Here is a 15,030-nt window from a genome sequence, read left to right on the forward strand (position 1 = left end):
CTGAAATAGAAAAAAAGGGGATACGCGCGGGCTCAGGCCGCAACGGTGCCGACCCGGGCGGTAACGAACTTGGCCGCCTCGTCCTGGCTGGCCTGGAAGTCGGTCATCTGCCGGAACAGGTCGGCTACCAGGGTGTTGGTCTGCATGAAGTACTGGAGGATCTTCTGGATGAGATCCCGGAAGATCTGCGAGTCGACCAGACCAAGCTCAAGTTTTTCTTTCAGCTCCTCCGCGTTGATGTACATGTCGGCGATGATGATGGCGCCCACGCCTTGGCTGGTCTGGTTGGCGAACTGCATGGCATGCATGGCTTTGGTCGCCTGACCGGCGCGCAATGCCGCGTTGTCCGCGGTGCTTCCCGTGATATTCGCCACGGCCTTGCTCAGCGCCTTGGCGACATCATCCACGGCCTGGCCGGCCGAACGCGCCACACTCTTGACGATCTGCGGCAACGCCTTGCTGATGGCTTCGGTGCCGGCGCGGGTGACGGCCTTGGTCACCTGCTGCACGGCCATGCTGCTGGCGAATTTCTTGCTCAGTACCGCGGCGGCGATGATCATCGCGGCCACGGCGATGACGCCGAGCACGTCCTTGATCTTGTCGGCGAAGGTCGACGACACCCCGAGCGAGGTCAGTACGTCGCCGATCACGTTGCCGACCGCCTTCACCAGTTCCATGATGAGTTTCATGACGGGCTCCATGATCTTGCCCATCACGTCCAGGCCCAGCTCTTCGCCGATGGCCAGGGCCAGGCCGATGCCGGCCAGTGCCATGCTGGCGCCGCCGGTGAACGGGGCGGCCACCACGGCCACCACGGTGACGACCCAGCCGATGATCTTGCCGATGCAGCCCATCTTCTTCTGGGCCTGTTCGGCCTTGGCCACCTCGTCCTGATATTCCTGCGAGCGGCGCATGTTTTCGGCCTCGCGCGCCTTCAGGACTTCCTGGATGAGCTTGGTGTCATTCTCCAACTTGGCGTCATTCATCTTGCCGATGATTTCCTGCAGCATCGCCAACAGTTCGCTCAACTTGGCGGCATTGGTGCGGGCGCCCTCGTCGCCGCCGGGGCGCAGGCTGTTGGTGGGGTCCAGCTTGTCTGCTTCGCCCTTGAACGCTTCCAGGTCCCCCAGCGCCTTGTCCAGCACGGCAGTCGCCTCGGCCAGCGCCGCCGTCGCGGTACCCACACGCGCCTGCTGCTGCGCCACGGTGGCCTTGGCGGCTTCAAGCTGGGCGCGGATGGCCTCCTGCTCTTCCGGCGGTGCCTCGGCCAGCGCCTGTTCCAGGCGGGCCACTTCTCCCTCAGCCTGCTTGAGGGCTTGCAGGGCGGCCGCCAGTTCGGTCTGGCCGGCACTCACCTCCCCCATCGCCGCGTCCACCAGTGCCTGCGCCACGCGGATCGCCTCGGACAACTCGGCACCGGTGGCGGCGCGCTGCGCCAGGCGGGCCTTGATCAACTCCAGCTGTGCCGACAGGCTGCGGCTGTTCTCCTGCGTGACAACTTCGCTGAGCTGCATCGCCAACATGGTCAGCACCGACTCGGGCGTCAGCTGTGATTGCCCCGGCACGCTGCCGGCCGACTGCTGTGCCGCGCGCATCAAGCGCGCGGTCTCGGCCTTGCGCAGCTCCGGCGTACCGGCCGTGGGCGTTGCGGCGGCATTGGCCTGCCCCGACTCGCTGGCGGCCTTCGCCAGCAAGTCGACGACCTTGGCGTCGATGGTCTTGACCTGCTCTAGCGAGACGGCGCCGAAACCGGCCGCGGCGACAGAGGCGCGCGGGCTGGTGCCCGGGCTGGTGCTGTTGGCAAACGCCACCGGGGTGGCGAAGCTGGAGGTGATGGTAGTCATTCGGGTACGGTTTCCTCGGTGGAATCGGGAGGGGCGGTATCGGTGGCCGACAGCGCCTGGAGATAGACCTTGGCGCGGCCGGCCAGATCGGGATCGGTGGAACGCAGCACGACGGTTTCAAAACAGCCGCGCGCCATGGCGAGCTTGCCCAGCGCCAGGTGGCACTGGCCGACATGCAGCATCGGGCGCTCGTCGCGCTTGAGCAGGGTGTAGGCCAGGGCATACATGTCGATGGCCTTGGCGTACTCCTTCTTCATCTGCAGTACGGCAGCCAGCCCAAGGGCGTAGTCGCCGTTGTAGAAGTCGTACAGATACAGAAAGCGGAAAAACGTCTCGGCCTCGTCCAGGCGGCCATCGGTGTAGAAGCGGTGTGCGTAGGCGTACACCCCTTCCAGCATGTCGTCACTGACACCTTTCAGATCCTTGATGGCGGCGCCGCTCTGGGCGCCTTCCAGCAGCAGCTGCGCCATCTCGTCAAGCATGGCCTGGTCGGTTTCGCCAGCGTCGGGGGTGTGGGGAACATCGTTCATTCGGGTTTACCTGGTCTTGGCCTCTGGCGCTGCAGGACAGGCACAGTCTGGCGTTCGTGGGAAGGGGGGGCTTTCGCAATTCACTCATTCGGACGCGCGGGGCGCGGCCGTGTCATCGGTATCCGCGCTGGACCCGGGCGCTGGGTCGGCGACGTGGCTGCGCTCGATGTCACGCAGCCACAGCAGGATCCGGGTGACCGGGGCGGTCAGTTCATACGGCACGAAGTGGTAGCGCTTGACCTGGAAGTACACGGCGCGGGCCAACGCGATGTCGCGCACCACGGGAACCCCGCGCCGTTCGGCCAGCGCAATGGCCTTGCGGGCGCGCGCGCCACGCTCGCGGACGGACACGAACTGCAGCGAGGGGTAGTCGGGGTGGGTATAGATGCCCACCGCGATGTGGGTGGGATTGGCCAGCACCATCGTGGAGCTGGCCACATCCATCTGGGTCTGCGCAGACAGCTCTTCGCCGATCTCACGCCGGCGCTGCCTGATCTCGGGGTTGCCGTTGTGGTCCTTGTGCTCCTGCTTGACCTCGTGCTTCTCCATGCGCATTTCGCGGATATAGAGACGGAACTCGACGAAGGCGGCCGCCAGCACGATGGGCAGCAGCACCGCCAGCAGCAGCGCGGTGCTTTTCCAGCCCACGCTGTACCACACCGCGCTGGCGGCTTTGTCGGGCATCTGCACCTGGGCGAAGATCGTGGGCGCGAACAGGCCCCACGCCAGCACCACGAATACGCCGCCCGCCAGCAGGTACAGGCTGGCGGTCACCACGCCCTTGACCGTCTTCAGCGAGAACAGGTTCTTGAAGCCGGAAATGGGATTGACGCGGGCAAGGTCCAGCCGAACGGCTTCGGCCGCGATCACCCCGCGACTCTGCACAAGCGAAATCAGCACGGCCCCGACGATGGCGGCGGCGCCGACGGGAACCGCCATCCACAGGAACGCCACCGTGGCCTGTGACGCGGCCTCGGCCGGGGTGAGCGAAAAGCCGCGTTCGGCCATGCCGCGGTAGAAGCCGTACAGCGCGCGGCTGGAGGTGGCGGTGGCCAGCGCCACCAGGCCGGCGATGAGCACGGCCATGGCCGCCAGGTCGCGGCTGACGAAGCTCTTGCCCTTGCGCGACTCTTTGAGCAGGCGGTGCGGTGTCGGCTTTTCGGTCTTCATGGCGAGAGGGGCAGCAACAGCTGCAGCGCATCGGTGCTGTCACGGATGAGCGGCACCTGCCGGGCCAGCGTGGGCATGAGGTAGAACAGCAGCCCGATGAAGGCAAGGAACGATTTGATGGCCAGCGAGAGGGAGAACGGATTCATCTGCTGGGCAAAGCGCGACAACACACCCAGCAGCACTTCCACCAGCAGGAGCAGCAGCAGCACCGGCAGCGCCATGCGCAGGGCCCCGGCCAGCAGGGTGCCGGCGAACGCCTGCACCCGGGACAGGTCGAGCGTGAACGCGCCGCCCATCGGCACCACGGCATAACTGGACTGGATCACCTCCAGCAGGACCAGCATGCCGTCGGTGGCCAGGAACACCACCACGCTCATGAGCTGGAGCAGGTTGGCGGTTTCGGTGGCCTCCACGCCACTGACCGGGTCCAGCATGGCGCCGATGCCGGCACCGCGCTGGTTATCCACGATCGCGCCCATGCCATGGAATATCTGAAACGGCAGCGCCACGACCAGGCCGATCGCGGTGCCGATCAGCACCTCGCGAAGGGTGGCACCGGCCATGGACACCATGTCCTGCGGCGGCACCACGCCGTCGGTGACCGGCCACAAGCCGATCATGACCATCACCGCCACCACGGAACGGGTCATCTTGGCAGGCATGACGCCGGGTGACAGGTAGGGAATCCAGACCAGGCACGCGCCAATCCGCGCGATGCCCAGCAGCGCCTGCACGCCGTGGTCGCGCGCGAGCGACATCAGTTCGACATCGAGGGAGGAAAGCTGGATCACCCTAGCCCGCCAGGGCGGACTGCAGCGCGAGCCGGGCGAAGTCGAGCATGCGCGCACTCATCCACGACATCAGCACGAGCAGGCAGGCGATGACCGCCAGCAGCTTGGCACCGTAAGGCAGGGTCTGCTCCTGCAGCTGGGTGACCGTCTGGAACAGGCCGATCGCCAGGCCGACGATGGTGGCCACGGCCACCGGCGCGGCCGACAGCAGCAGGATGAGCAGCAGGCTCTTGTTGCCCATGAACATGATCGTGTCCATGGCTACATCGGCACGTCGAGGTACTGGCGGACCAGGCCCTGCGACAGCAGGCTCCAGCCATCCATCGCCACGAACAGGATGAGCTTGATCGGCGCGGAAATGGTCACCGGGCTCATCATCATCATGCCCAGCGACAGCAGCACGCTGGACACCACCAGGTCGACCACCACGAACGGCAGGTACAGGTAGAAGCCGATACGGAAGGCGTCCTTCAGCTCGCTCAACGCGTAGGTGGGCATGAGCGCGAACAGCGAACGCTCGTGCGGTTCAAGCGCGGGAAGCGGTACGCCCGGCTCCGCATGGCGTGCGCGTTCGAAGAACTCCAGCAGTTCAGGGTCGGAATACGTGGCCAGGTAGACCTTGTAGCCGTCCAGGCTGCTGTCAAGAAAGCTGATGACGGCGGCGACCGAGTTCAGCGGCGCCTCCAACGCAAGGTAGGCGTCGTACATGTTCTGCACGATGGGCTGCATGACGTAGAACGCGAGCATCAGTGCCAGCGCGTTGAGCACCATGTTGGACGGCACCTGCTGGAGCCCGAGGCCGTTGCGCAGCAGCACGAACACCACCGAGAACTTGAGGTAGCAGGTGCCGGCCGCGATGAGGAAGGGCAACAGCGCGGCCATCGACATGACCGCGATCAGCGAGATGTCGTTGTTCACGAAGTTCATGGCAGCACGGGGACCTGGTGCAGCTGCACGCCAAGCTGGTCGCCCACCTGGACCAGCTCGCCACGGGCGATGAGCTGGCCGTTCACCCGCAGCTGCAGCTGCGTCCATGCGTCGGGCGGCACGTCGACGACGGTGCCGGGCTGGAGCACGGCGAGCGCGGCCACATGCTGCTGCAGCTGGCACAGCACCACGTCCACGGTGACCGGCAGACGCGACAGGTCCAGACCCGATGCAGGTGCGGGCGTTGGCGTGGGATCGGGGACAGGCTGGGACGCGGCGAAGCCGGCATCGCCGTCGTCGTCGAGGAAGTCGAAGGTGGTGTTCACGGTGATGGTCTCAAGGGTGAAATCGAAGGAGTAGAGGCGGCGGCGCCCGCTGCGGGCGACCGGAACGAGCTGGTCCAGCAGCAGCACGGCGCCGGGCGCGAGGGCGCGCAGGCGCTGCAGCGGAAGTTCGAAACGGGCGACGCCCAGATCCACCGGCACTGTCATGTCCAGCTGTCGCGCGCACTGAGCGGACCCGGCAACTGCCCGGGCCTGGAGAATCCAGGCGGGTCCCTGCGCGGTGTGCAGGCAGGGTTGACTGGCGCCCTGGCCGCCGAGCACACCCACCGGCACGACATCGCGCAACGTGCTGTGCGCGTCCTGCAGGTCAGGGGCGGCGATGTCCAGCAGGTCCCGCGCCGGCAACCAGCACGCCAGCGCGTCGCGGTCGACCAGCTCGGACCAGGCCAGATCGGCCAGGTCGGGCAGCATGGCCGGGCACCAGTCATCGGCCGCGACGGCGAGTTGCAGTTCACCGCGTGCCGAAACGACGTCGAAGCGAAGCATGCTGCCGCGCGCCGGCAAGGGTTGCGCGCTAACTGCTACCCCCATGCGCGCGCAGGCGGCAGCCACGGCTGCGCTGCCCGCCTCGGCCGGCGACAGTGTCCGCATGGGCCAACGATGCGCGCTCATTCGCCATGCCGCCGGTGCTGACGACGCCTGCGTTCGTCACTGGCCGCGTCGCTCTGTTCAACAGTGACCTGCAGCGCGTCGCCGACGGGCAGTGCAGCCGAGGTCAACGCGTTCGCCACCCGGCTGCTGGACGGCTGCAGGATCAGGCGGCCGCCATCCAGCCGCGCCGCAACCGACTGACCTGCGCCCCAGCTGTGGAAGGTGACGTTCACCTGGGACCCGGCGGCGGAGCGTTCGGCCATTGCGGTCTGCAGCTGCACGGCCCCCTGCGCCTTGCGGGCGATCTTGTCGGTAAACAGTTTGGCTTCGCCGCGTTCGGCCTCGCGCAGGGTTTCGCCGCCTGCCGGCTGGGACACGGCGGTGTCGAGCGCGGCGCCGACCACGCCTGCGATCGGCAGGCTGCCCGTATCGGCGCCCCCCTTCCGCTCCACCGGAGGCGGCGTCACCGTGGGTGACGGCTGCGCTGCCATGGGTGAAATGGGGCCCATGGGAGCCACGCGTGCAAGTGGCGCGGCAGTCGCTGAGGTGCGGGTCCGCGCGGGCGCTTGATCCACGCCCGCCGGTGGCACGACTGCGGCGGCGGCCGTCGCCGGCGGGGCGGCACCCATCGGTTGGCCCACGCTGGAGTGCGCGGGCGAATGGACAGGCGCTGCGGGCAAGGCCACTGCGGAGGCGGCAAGCGCAGGCGCAGGTGCAGGTGCATCTGCCGCCATGCCCGGGGCGATGTGCCCCGCCGGCGTGGCCAGCGCCACCGAGACGGTTGGCCCCGCCGGTGCGCCTGGCAGCCGGCCGCCTGCCCCGGGCGACGGCGGGCGTACCACGACCGGCTGCTGGGCCGCGTCCGCCGCCGGCATGGCAGCCGCCAGGGCGCGCTGCATTGCGTCGGTTGGTGTGCGCGGAAGGACGACCAGCACGTCCCGCTCGCGCGGCTCGTGCTGCTCCTCCACCGGCAATTCGTTATCCGGCTCCGCATCCAGCGGCAGGTCTGCGTCAGCGTCAGCCGCGGCAGCCGCATTGGCAGGCGGCTGCCTCTCGCCACGAACCCGTTTTTCGACCTGCTCACTCAGGGTCAGCGGCGTCACGGGCTGGGTTGCTGCGACGGAACTGCCCGCGCAGGGGATCTTTACCGACATCTGTATTCCTCTTGAATGATTCGCTCCTGGCGGCGCAGTCGCGCTTGCCGGCGCATGTGTTCATTGCGTTCGCCCACCGCCTGTAACCGGCGGGCACGCGATTGCTGTTCGATGGCGGCCTGGCGCAGCTCGGCTTCGCGCTCGCGCGCCAGCGCCGCCTGCTCCTGCAGGTGACGCGCGCGCAGGTCGCACTCCAGAACGTGCGCACGTGCGATGGCCACGCTGCGCAGCCTGTCGAACAGACGCTGGCGGTCCAGCCCGTGTTCCTCGACCAGCTGGGCCTGGTGCAGCTGCTGGTCGGCCTGCGTACGCACGCCCTGCGCCTGCTGTTCCTGCTGTGCCGCCAGGCTGGCCTGGGCGGTCGCGTCGCGGCGCAGGCGCTGGGCGCGGTGATCGACCACGGCAGACAACCGGGTGTGATCAGCGGGCGAGCGCATCCAGCCCCTCCCGCGCCGCAGCCAGTTCAACCTGCTCGTGCAGCGATTGACGCAGGAACGCCTGCAGACGCGGTTCACGTGCAACGGCAGCATCCTGTTCCGGCTGTGCGCCGGGCCGGTACTCGCCGATGTCCCGCAGCAGCTGCAGGTCGTCCAGCTGTCCCATCAGCACGCGGACCCGGGTCGCTGCGGCCGCCTGGCGCGCGTCGGCCAGCTGCGGGAACAGGCGACTGGCGCTGCGCAGTACGTCGATGGCCGGAAAGTGCCCGCGCTGCGCCAGTCGTGGACTGAGATAGATATGCCCATCAAGCAGCGACTTCACTTCTTCCCCGACCGGATCGGGATCGGCGTCGTCTTCCAGCAGCACCGTATAGAAGGCGGTGACACTGCCCACCCGCGCGTTGCCCGGGCGCTCGACCAGCCGCGGCAGGGCTTCGAACACCGACGCGGGAAACCCGCGCCGGGCCGGCGGTTCGCCCGCGGACAGCGCGACGTCGCGCAGTGCGCGCGCGTAACGGGTAACCGAGTCCATCACCAGCAGCACCCGGCTGCCCTGCTCCCGGAAGTACTCGGCAATCCGGGTGGCGACCATGGCGGCATTGACCCGGGTTGCGGGGGAACAATCGGACGTTGCCTGCACGACGATGGTGCGGGCGGCAGTCGGCCCATGACGGATGGCCTCCACGAACCCGGCCACTTCGCGGCCGCGCTCGCCGACCAGGGCCACCACACGGACATCGCACGCGGCGTTGGCCAGCAGCATCTCCACGAGGGTGGTCTTGCCGCAGCCCGCCGCCGCGAAGACGCCCATGCGCTGCCCTTCGCCGACAGTAAGCAGGGCGTCGACCGCGCGGATGCCAGTTGCGAACGGGTCCTGGATGGGGCGGCGTTGGCGGTAGTCGAGCGGCACGGCCTGGACCGGCTCAAGACGCCCGGCCGGCAGCGCGTCGGCGCCCTCGCCGGTCGCCAGACGCTCCACCACCTCACCGAATCCATCCAGCACGCACCCCAACAGGTGAGGTCCCAGCGCTACCTGCAGCGGCCGGCCCGTCGCGGCGACCACGACATCGGCAGCCAGACGTACCGGCGCGCCGATCAACGCCAGCGTCGCCACCCCGTGATCGACCCGTGTGACCACACCGTGGGTAACCACGTGGTCGTCGACCGCCGAGCGGCGGACGTGGCAGTGCTCACCAATGGCGACGTCGGCCAGTGGCACGCGCAGCTCACCGGCGCGCATCGCCACCGGCGACGCGCATGGCCGCCAGCAGGGCGTCGCGGCTGTCACCGGAGCAGGCCCTGCAGTTCGGCCACGCGGGCATGGAAGCCTTCAATGGCGCCCGCAAGCAGGCTCGATTCGGTGCGGCATTCCGGCTGCAGTGCACCGCCCACCAGGCAGCCCTGCTCCATCTGGCGCAGTGCCAAGCAGCCGTTGGCGAAGTGCGGCGCCGGCGAGGACAGCGCGGTGAGCAGATCGTCTGCGCGGTTGCTGAAACGTTCCGACGGCGAGGTGTCCAGGCGCCCCCACAGAAACACCACGTCGTCGACAGGATCGAGCAGAAGCTCGCCGATGTCGGCAAAGCCCATCACCACGGAGGAATGGGTGTCGAATTCGAACCGCGAGGGGTCACAGCCGAGCTCGTGCAAGGCCGCGTTGAGGGTGTCCAGCAAGGTACTCATAGGCTTCTCATGACATCAAGAGTGACGGCGTCGGAGATCTCGGCAAACGAGAGCACCGGCGTGGTGGGGAGGCGGGTTTCGATGAAGCGTTTGACGAAGCGGCGGATGTCCGGTGCCACCATGAGCACGACATCGGGACGGTGCGCGGCGACTTCACCGACATGCAGTGCAAAGCGGTCGATCAGGTCGCTGGCCTCGGCCGGCTCGAGGTTGAGGAACGACGCCCCCTGGCTCTGGCGGATACCGGCCCGGATCTGGTCTTCGATGGGCGTGGAGATGAGGATGGCGGGGATGCGCCCGCTGCGCGCGAAGCGGTCGGAGATGTAGCGCGACAGTGCGCCGCGGACGTGCTCCACCAGCAGGATGACGTCCTTCTCACGCTGGCCCCATTGCGCCAGTGTTTCCAGCACGACCTTCATGTTGCGGATCGAAACGCCTTCACGCAGCAGACGCTGCAGCACTTCGGCAACGCGCTGGATCGGCATGTGGCGGTAGGTTTCCTTCACCAGCTCCGGGAAGCGCTTTTCGAGTGCATCCAGAACGTGCTTGGCTTCCTGGATGCCGAACAGCTCACCCACATTGCGCAATACGGCGTTGTGCAGCAGCCGCGACAGCTCGTGGTAGTCGCTGCTCACCTCACAGCCAAGTGCCAGCACGTCGTCGTGCGATGCCACCGGCACCCACCGGGCGGTATGACCATCGTGAGGGACCACCACGCCAAGATTCAGCGCGTCGAGCTCGTCCTGTCGGCCAAACACGCGTACATGGGCGTTGACCACATGCGCGCCGCCGGCCGGGATTTCGTTGATGAGCACCTTGACTTCGTGCGCGTCGACGGGCGCGTGCTCACGCAGCACAAGCGGCGCAAGCTGCATGCCGGTGCTGATGAACGCATCCTGGCGCAGCCGCTCTTCCCATTGGCCGGCTTGGGCGGACTGGTGCAGGGGCGCGGGCAGGAGCAGGATCAGCGGCAGGGTTTCGCTGGTGAGCCGCGCAGTGCCGCCATCGGCCGGGGTTGTGCCCGGGGCGCTCAGGCCCTGCCCCTGGCCTTGGCCCTGCGCCGCACCGGCACCTTCTGCCTTGGCCTTGCGCAGCCGCCATACCAGCATGGCCGCCAGTCCCAGCGAAAGACCGGCGAACACCGGCAACGGGAAGCCGGGCAGCAGGCCCAGCAGCAGCACCAGCACCGCGCCGATCGCCAGGACGACATTGCTGTTGAACAGCTCGCCCAGGATGTTGGCGCCCAGGTTGTTGCTCTCCCCGCTCACCCGGGTGACGATGAAACCAGCGCTGATGCAGATGAGCAGCGCCGGGATCTGGGCGACCAGGCCGTCGCCGATGGTCAGCAGGGTGAAGGTGTTGAGTGCCGCACCAAAGCTCATGCCATGCTGCAGCATGCCGACGGCGATGCCACCAAACAGGTTGACGAACACGATCACGATGCCGGCAATGGCGTCGCCCTTGACGAACTTCATGGCGCCGTCATAGGAGCCGTACAGCTGGCTTTCGCGCTCGACGTCGCGGCGACGGATCTGCGCCTGTTCGGAGGTGATGGCCTCGGCGCGCAGGTCGGCATCGATGCTCATCTGCTTGCCCGGCATGCCGTCCAGCGAGAAGCGCGCGACCACTTCACCGATTCGTTCGGAGCCCTTGGTGATGACGATGAACTGGACCAGGGTGATGATGGCGAAGATGACCGCACCGACCACCAGGTTGTCGCCCACCACGAAATCACCGAACGCGCTGATGATATGGCCAGCGTCGGCATCGAGCAGGATCAGGCGGCTGGTACTGACCGACAGTGCCAGCCGCATCAGTGTGGTGAACAGCAGCACCGAGGGGAACGTCGAAAAGTTCAGGATGCGTTCGACGTAGAACGAGCTGAGGAAGATGACGATGGCCACGGCCATGTTCAGGCCGATCAGGAGATCGACCAGGAACGTGGGCAGCGGGATGATCAGCATGGCGACGATCACCGCCATCAGCACCACCAGCGCCAGCTCCGGGCGCAGCAGGACGCGGGCGCGGGCGCCCACGCCGGGCGCCGTGGCCGGGGTGATGGCGCTCATGCCATCACCCCGGCGATGCGGCCGGACGGGCCGCTTTCACGCTTCATGCTTTCCACCACCATGGCCTCCAGCGCCTGCGCCGTGCTGTCACGGGCGGTTGCGTCCACCCAGATCGCATCGGGCAGGCCAAGCACCGCGCGGCGCAATGCCTGCACCAGGCGCGCCCGCTCGGTCAGCGAGAGCACGACGCGCGCACCGGAGAGTGGACCGGCGAACAGGCCCGCCCAGTCCTGCACGCCGCGCACCACGTCCAGCAGCCCGGTGACGAGCGCTTCGGCGGTGGTCGACAAGCGGGTCAGGAGACGGGTACGACCCACTTCCAGCACCAGCAGTTCGTCCACCGAGCGCAGTACCGTGAGGTTGCGCACCTGCCGCAGCAGGCGGCCGAATTCGAGATGCGACCCGCTGGGATCCAGCGAGAACATGTCCGCGCCGATCGCCTGCTCCATGAAGTCAAGGACATGTGCGCGGCGATTGAATCCGTACATACCGATCCACCCGGCGTATTCGCCCACGCAGTCCTGCGGGTTGCCCAGCAGGTCGCGATAGCTCTGGCGGAGCTGGTAGGCGGAGAGCTGGCCGCTGCGGGCGGCCAGGCGCGCCTTGATGGCGGCGTTGAGGCCGCCTTTGAGGGCGGCCGTGTTGCCTTGGGCGGCCTGCTCCTGCTCCAGCTGCGCGAGCGCCAGCGTGAGCACCTCCTGGAGTTCCTCCAGCTCGTCATCGGACAGCCACGCACGCAGAACCGCCAGCACATCACTGGGATCGGGGAACATCTGCTTCAACAGGCCAAGGATCTGGGCCGGGTTGCGCATGCCGTCGAGCAGCTGACGCAGGCTGGCGAGCTTGTCGTGCACCTTGTCGTCGAGGACGTGGTCGATCCACGCCTGCGAGTCATTCGCAACGGCACTCTTCTGGCCATCGCGGCGACGCTGCAGCGTGGCCACGAGGGCGCCCAGGTCGTCCTGCATGTTCAGCGCGGTGTGCAGGGTGCCCGGCCGACGCGGGGTCGCTGCAGCAGGACCGCGCGCAGCCTCCTCGCGGTCGCTCTGGGCATTGGCCTGGCGCGGCGAAACCGGCACCGGGGCCGTGATCGGACGGTTAATCGCGGGGACGGCCATCGGCGGCCTCCGTGTGCAAGGACTCGCGATTGAGCTTCTGCAGCATTTCCTGCACCGGCGCACCGATCCCGGTGCCATACACGCCCGGAAGCTGCTCCGCGTCCAGCAAGTCGCGCTCGGCCAGGACCCGCGGCTGTATCAGGAAGACGCGCACGAGGTTTTCCGCCGACTGGCTGTCCTGCCCGAACAGCTTGCCCACGCCGGGCAGACGGCGCAGCCCGGGGATGCCGCTGTACCCATGGTCGAGCGAGCGACGGGTGTAGCCGCCCACCAGCAGGCTGAGCTGGTGCGGCACGCGGGCCACGGTGTCGATCATGGTGCGGTTGACCAACGGCAGCGCGTCGCCCGACCGCGTACCATCGGCTGCGCCATCTTCGATTTTCAGCTGCATTTCCACTTCATTACCGCGCGAGATGCGCGGCCGCACGCTCACCAGCGTGCCGTAGGTCACCTGTTCAAGCGACACGGCGCGCTCACCCAGCAACTGCGCGTAGAAGGTCTGGTTGCTGTCGAAGTAGGCCGGAATGTTCTCCTGGGTGAGCAGCACGGGACGCGAGACGATGTGGGCGTCGCCTTTGCTCGACAACGCCTGCACCGACGCCAGGAAGCGCGGCCCGTCCAGGGTGCTGACCGGCGGCGGCTCGTTGATGCCGATGGCGAGGCGGTTGCCGATGTTGATCCCACCACTCCAGTTGACGCCCAGGCGGTCGAGTTCGGTTTTCTTGATATCGATGATCCAGAGCGAGAGTTCGATCTGCTGGCGCGGGATGTCCAGTTCGGACACCAGGCGCTTGACCTGCTCGATCTGCGCCAGGGTGCCGCGCACGATCAGGCTGTTGGTTTCCGCATACGGCACCACCACGGCGGCCTGCGCGCTGTTGCCGGCCGGCTGTCCCACCACCGCGACGGGCGGCGCGGCCGGCCGTTCCAGCGGTTCTTCGAGGATGGCGGCGGGGTCGGCCGGTGCCGGCGGCTGCTTCATCACCGCGCCGAAATCGCCCAGCGCCAGCACCCTGGCCAGGACGTCGGCGACGCCCGGCAAGGAGGATTCGTCCGCGCGCAGCCGGAAGCGGCGCCCGTTGACGAAGCTGTGTTCCAGCCGGATGACTTCCACGTGGTGCGGGCTGGCGTCAGCCCCTTCGTACAGTTCGTCCAGGTAACGGGCGGCGTTGAGGACGATGTCCACGTACACCGGCGGGCCGGCGATGTAGAAGGTGCCGTCGGCACCGCCACTGCGCACGGGATAGCGCGTGTCGGCCAGCCGCGCCTTGCGCAGGAAGTCGGACAGGGTCGCCACCGAGGTCGAGCGCAGGCGGCCCACGGCGTTCTTCTGTTCGCTCGCGTCGTAGACGTAGATCGATTGGCCGTCGCTGTACCAGACCAGCCCCACTTCGGCGGCGACCTTGGCCAGCACGTCGAACGGCCGGGCCAGGTCGAAGTTGCCGCTGACCTTCTTTTTCTGCGCCTTCGGGCTGACGATGACGGCCTGGCGCGCACGCACACCGAGGGCGTTGAGCAGGTGGTCGGCGCTGTCGGCGCGGGAGACGAAACCGGTTGCGTGCGGAAGATCCGCACGGTCCTGGATGGGGGTGCCTTCCAGTGGCGTCTGGGCGGAGGCACTGGCAACAGGCAGCACCACGAACAAGAGGAACAACGACAGGAAACGCATGGTTTACTCGGTGGGCGTCGTGACGGCGCGGTAGACGGAGAGGGGAGAACGGCCGATCAGCGACTTGATGTCGGTGCAGAAGTGCGACAGCGAGGCGTAGCCGTGATCGGCGGCAAGGTAGGTAAAGGAGTGCCGACGGCCCGGATAGGCCAGCAGCGCGCGTGCAGCACGCAGGATCCGCAGTTCCTGCTTGAGCGGCCGGCCCAGTACCTGCCGGCAGCGCCGGTGGAACTGGGCCGACGACAGGCCGTAGCGCTCGGCCAGCGCGGCGACGGGGAGGTCGCTGCCTTCGTCCAGCAGAAACTGCACCAGGCCGTAGCTTTCGGTGCGCGCGAGATGGCACAGCAACCGTTCGAGCAGGCCGTCCTGGTGGTGGGTGCCTTCGCGGGCCAGCTGACCGATCAGCCAAGCAGCGGCGGCGTCCGGATCCTCCAGCGCCACCGGCAGCTTCCAGCACAGGGCAACAGGATCACCGGCCCGTACGGCGCCAGCGGCGTGGTCGTAATGGGCCAGCGCCCGCGGCATGCCACAGCCGGCTACGGGCACCACCGGCAGCGCCGGGTTGCGCGGCAACGGCAGCCCGGAGACCAGAAGGCGCTCACCGGGCAACAGACAGATGGCCAGCCCGCCAACATTGACGTCGGCGCGGCCCTGCCCTGCATTGACGATGACATGCATTCCACGACTCCGGCTCAGACACGGTGGG

Annotated in this window: 14 protein-coding genes and 1 pseudogene; all 15 read right to left on the reverse strand. The window is 67.7% G+C overall.

Going from position 1 to position 15,030, the window contains the following annotated elements:
- Positions 1–32: 32 nt before the first annotated feature.
- On the reverse strand, positions 33–1,844 hold the full coding sequence (gene sctE, locus AC3ITN_RS13850) for a type III secretion system translocon subunit SseC family protein (RefSeq protein WP_489390878.1): 1,812 nt from the start codon (positions 1,842–1,844) through the stop codon (positions 33–35).
- Positions 1,841–2,374, reverse strand: coding sequence for a SycD/LcrH family type III secretion system chaperone (locus tag AC3ITN_RS13855; RefSeq protein WP_313343209.1), 534 nt, complete (start codon positions 2,372–2,374; stop codon positions 1,841–1,843). Before AC3ITN_RS13855 ends, sctE begins: the two co-directional genes overlap by 4 nt.
- Before the next feature lie 84 nt (positions 2,375–2,458).
- Positions 2,459–3,544: an EscU/YscU/HrcU family type III secretion system export apparatus switch protein gene (locus tag AC3ITN_RS13860; protein ID WP_489390879.1), complete on the reverse strand. Its 1,086-nt coding sequence runs from the start codon at positions 3,542–3,544 to the stop codon at positions 2,459–2,461.
- Positions 3,541–4,335: a type III secretion system export apparatus subunit SctT gene (sctT, locus tag AC3ITN_RS13865; RefSeq protein ID WP_313343205.1), complete on the reverse strand. Its 795-nt coding sequence runs from the start codon at positions 4,333–4,335 to the stop codon at positions 3,541–3,543. Before sctT ends, AC3ITN_RS13860 begins: the two co-directional genes overlap by 4 nt.
- A 1-nt stretch (position 4,336) precedes the next feature.
- On the reverse strand, positions 4,337–4,594 hold the full coding sequence (gene sctS, locus AC3ITN_RS13870; protein ID WP_313343202.1) for a type III secretion system export apparatus subunit SctS: 258 nt from the start codon (positions 4,592–4,594) through the stop codon (positions 4,337–4,339).
- Between the two features lie 2 nt (positions 4,595–4,596).
- Positions 4,597–5,244, reverse strand: a pseudogene (locus tag AC3ITN_RS13875) (EscR/YscR/HrcR family type III secretion system export apparatus protein); the annotation flags it as partial.
- Between the two features lie 14 nt (positions 5,245–5,258).
- Positions 5,259–6,218 carry a FliM/FliN family flagellar motor switch protein gene (locus tag AC3ITN_RS13880; protein ID WP_489390880.1) on the reverse strand — a complete coding sequence of 320 codons (960 nt, stop codon included), beginning with the start codon at positions 6,216–6,218 and terminating at the stop codon, positions 5,259–5,261.
- Positions 6,215–7,300: a SpaN/EivJ family type III secretion system needle length determinant gene (locus AC3ITN_RS13885; RefSeq protein ID WP_489390881.1), complete on the reverse strand. Its 1,086-nt coding sequence runs from the start codon at positions 7,298–7,300 to the stop codon at positions 6,215–6,217. Before AC3ITN_RS13885 ends, AC3ITN_RS13880 begins: the two co-directional genes overlap by 4 nt.
- A gap of 41 nt (positions 7,301–7,341) precedes the next feature.
- Positions 7,342–7,788: a hypothetical protein gene (locus AC3ITN_RS13890; protein WP_313343193.1), complete on the reverse strand. Its 447-nt coding sequence runs from the start codon at positions 7,786–7,788 to the stop codon at positions 7,342–7,344.
- Positions 7,772–9,028, reverse strand: a complete 1,257-nt coding sequence (locus tag AC3ITN_RS13895) for a FliI/YscN family ATPase (RefSeq protein ID WP_489392937.1) — start codon at positions 9,026–9,028, stop codon at positions 7,772–7,774. The genes AC3ITN_RS13890 and AC3ITN_RS13895 overlap by 17 nt, the downstream gene beginning before the upstream one ends.
- A gap of 44 nt (positions 9,029–9,072) precedes the next feature.
- Positions 9,073–9,468, reverse strand: a complete 396-nt coding sequence (locus AC3ITN_RS13900; protein ID WP_489390882.1) for an InvB/SpaK family type III secretion system chaperone — start codon at positions 9,466–9,468, stop codon at positions 9,073–9,075.
- Entirely contained in the window at positions 9,465–11,537 is a 2,073-nt protein-coding gene (locus AC3ITN_RS13905; RefSeq protein WP_489390883.1) for an EscV/YscV/HrcV family type III secretion system export apparatus protein, read from the reverse strand. The genes AC3ITN_RS13900 and AC3ITN_RS13905 overlap by 4 nt, the downstream gene beginning before the upstream one ends.
- Entirely contained in the window at positions 11,534–12,655 is a 1,122-nt protein-coding gene (sctW, locus tag AC3ITN_RS13910; protein ID WP_489390884.1) for a type III secretion system gatekeeper subunit SctW, read from the reverse strand. Before sctW ends, AC3ITN_RS13905 begins: the two co-directional genes overlap by 4 nt.
- Positions 12,636–14,324 carry a type III secretion system outer membrane ring subunit SctC gene (gene sctC, locus AC3ITN_RS13915; protein WP_489390885.1) on the reverse strand — a complete coding sequence of 563 codons (1,689 nt, stop codon included), beginning with the start codon at positions 14,322–14,324 and terminating at the stop codon, positions 12,636–12,638. Before sctC ends, sctW begins: the two co-directional genes overlap by 20 nt.
- Before the next feature lie 3 nt (positions 14,325–14,327).
- Positions 14,328–15,002, reverse strand: coding sequence for a helix-turn-helix domain-containing protein (locus AC3ITN_RS13920; protein ID WP_313343179.1), 675 nt, complete (start codon positions 15,000–15,002; stop codon positions 14,328–14,330).
- Positions 15,003–15,030: the final 28 nt, after the last annotated feature.

The organism is Stenotrophomonas sp. KH_036_B (assembly GCF_057839485.1).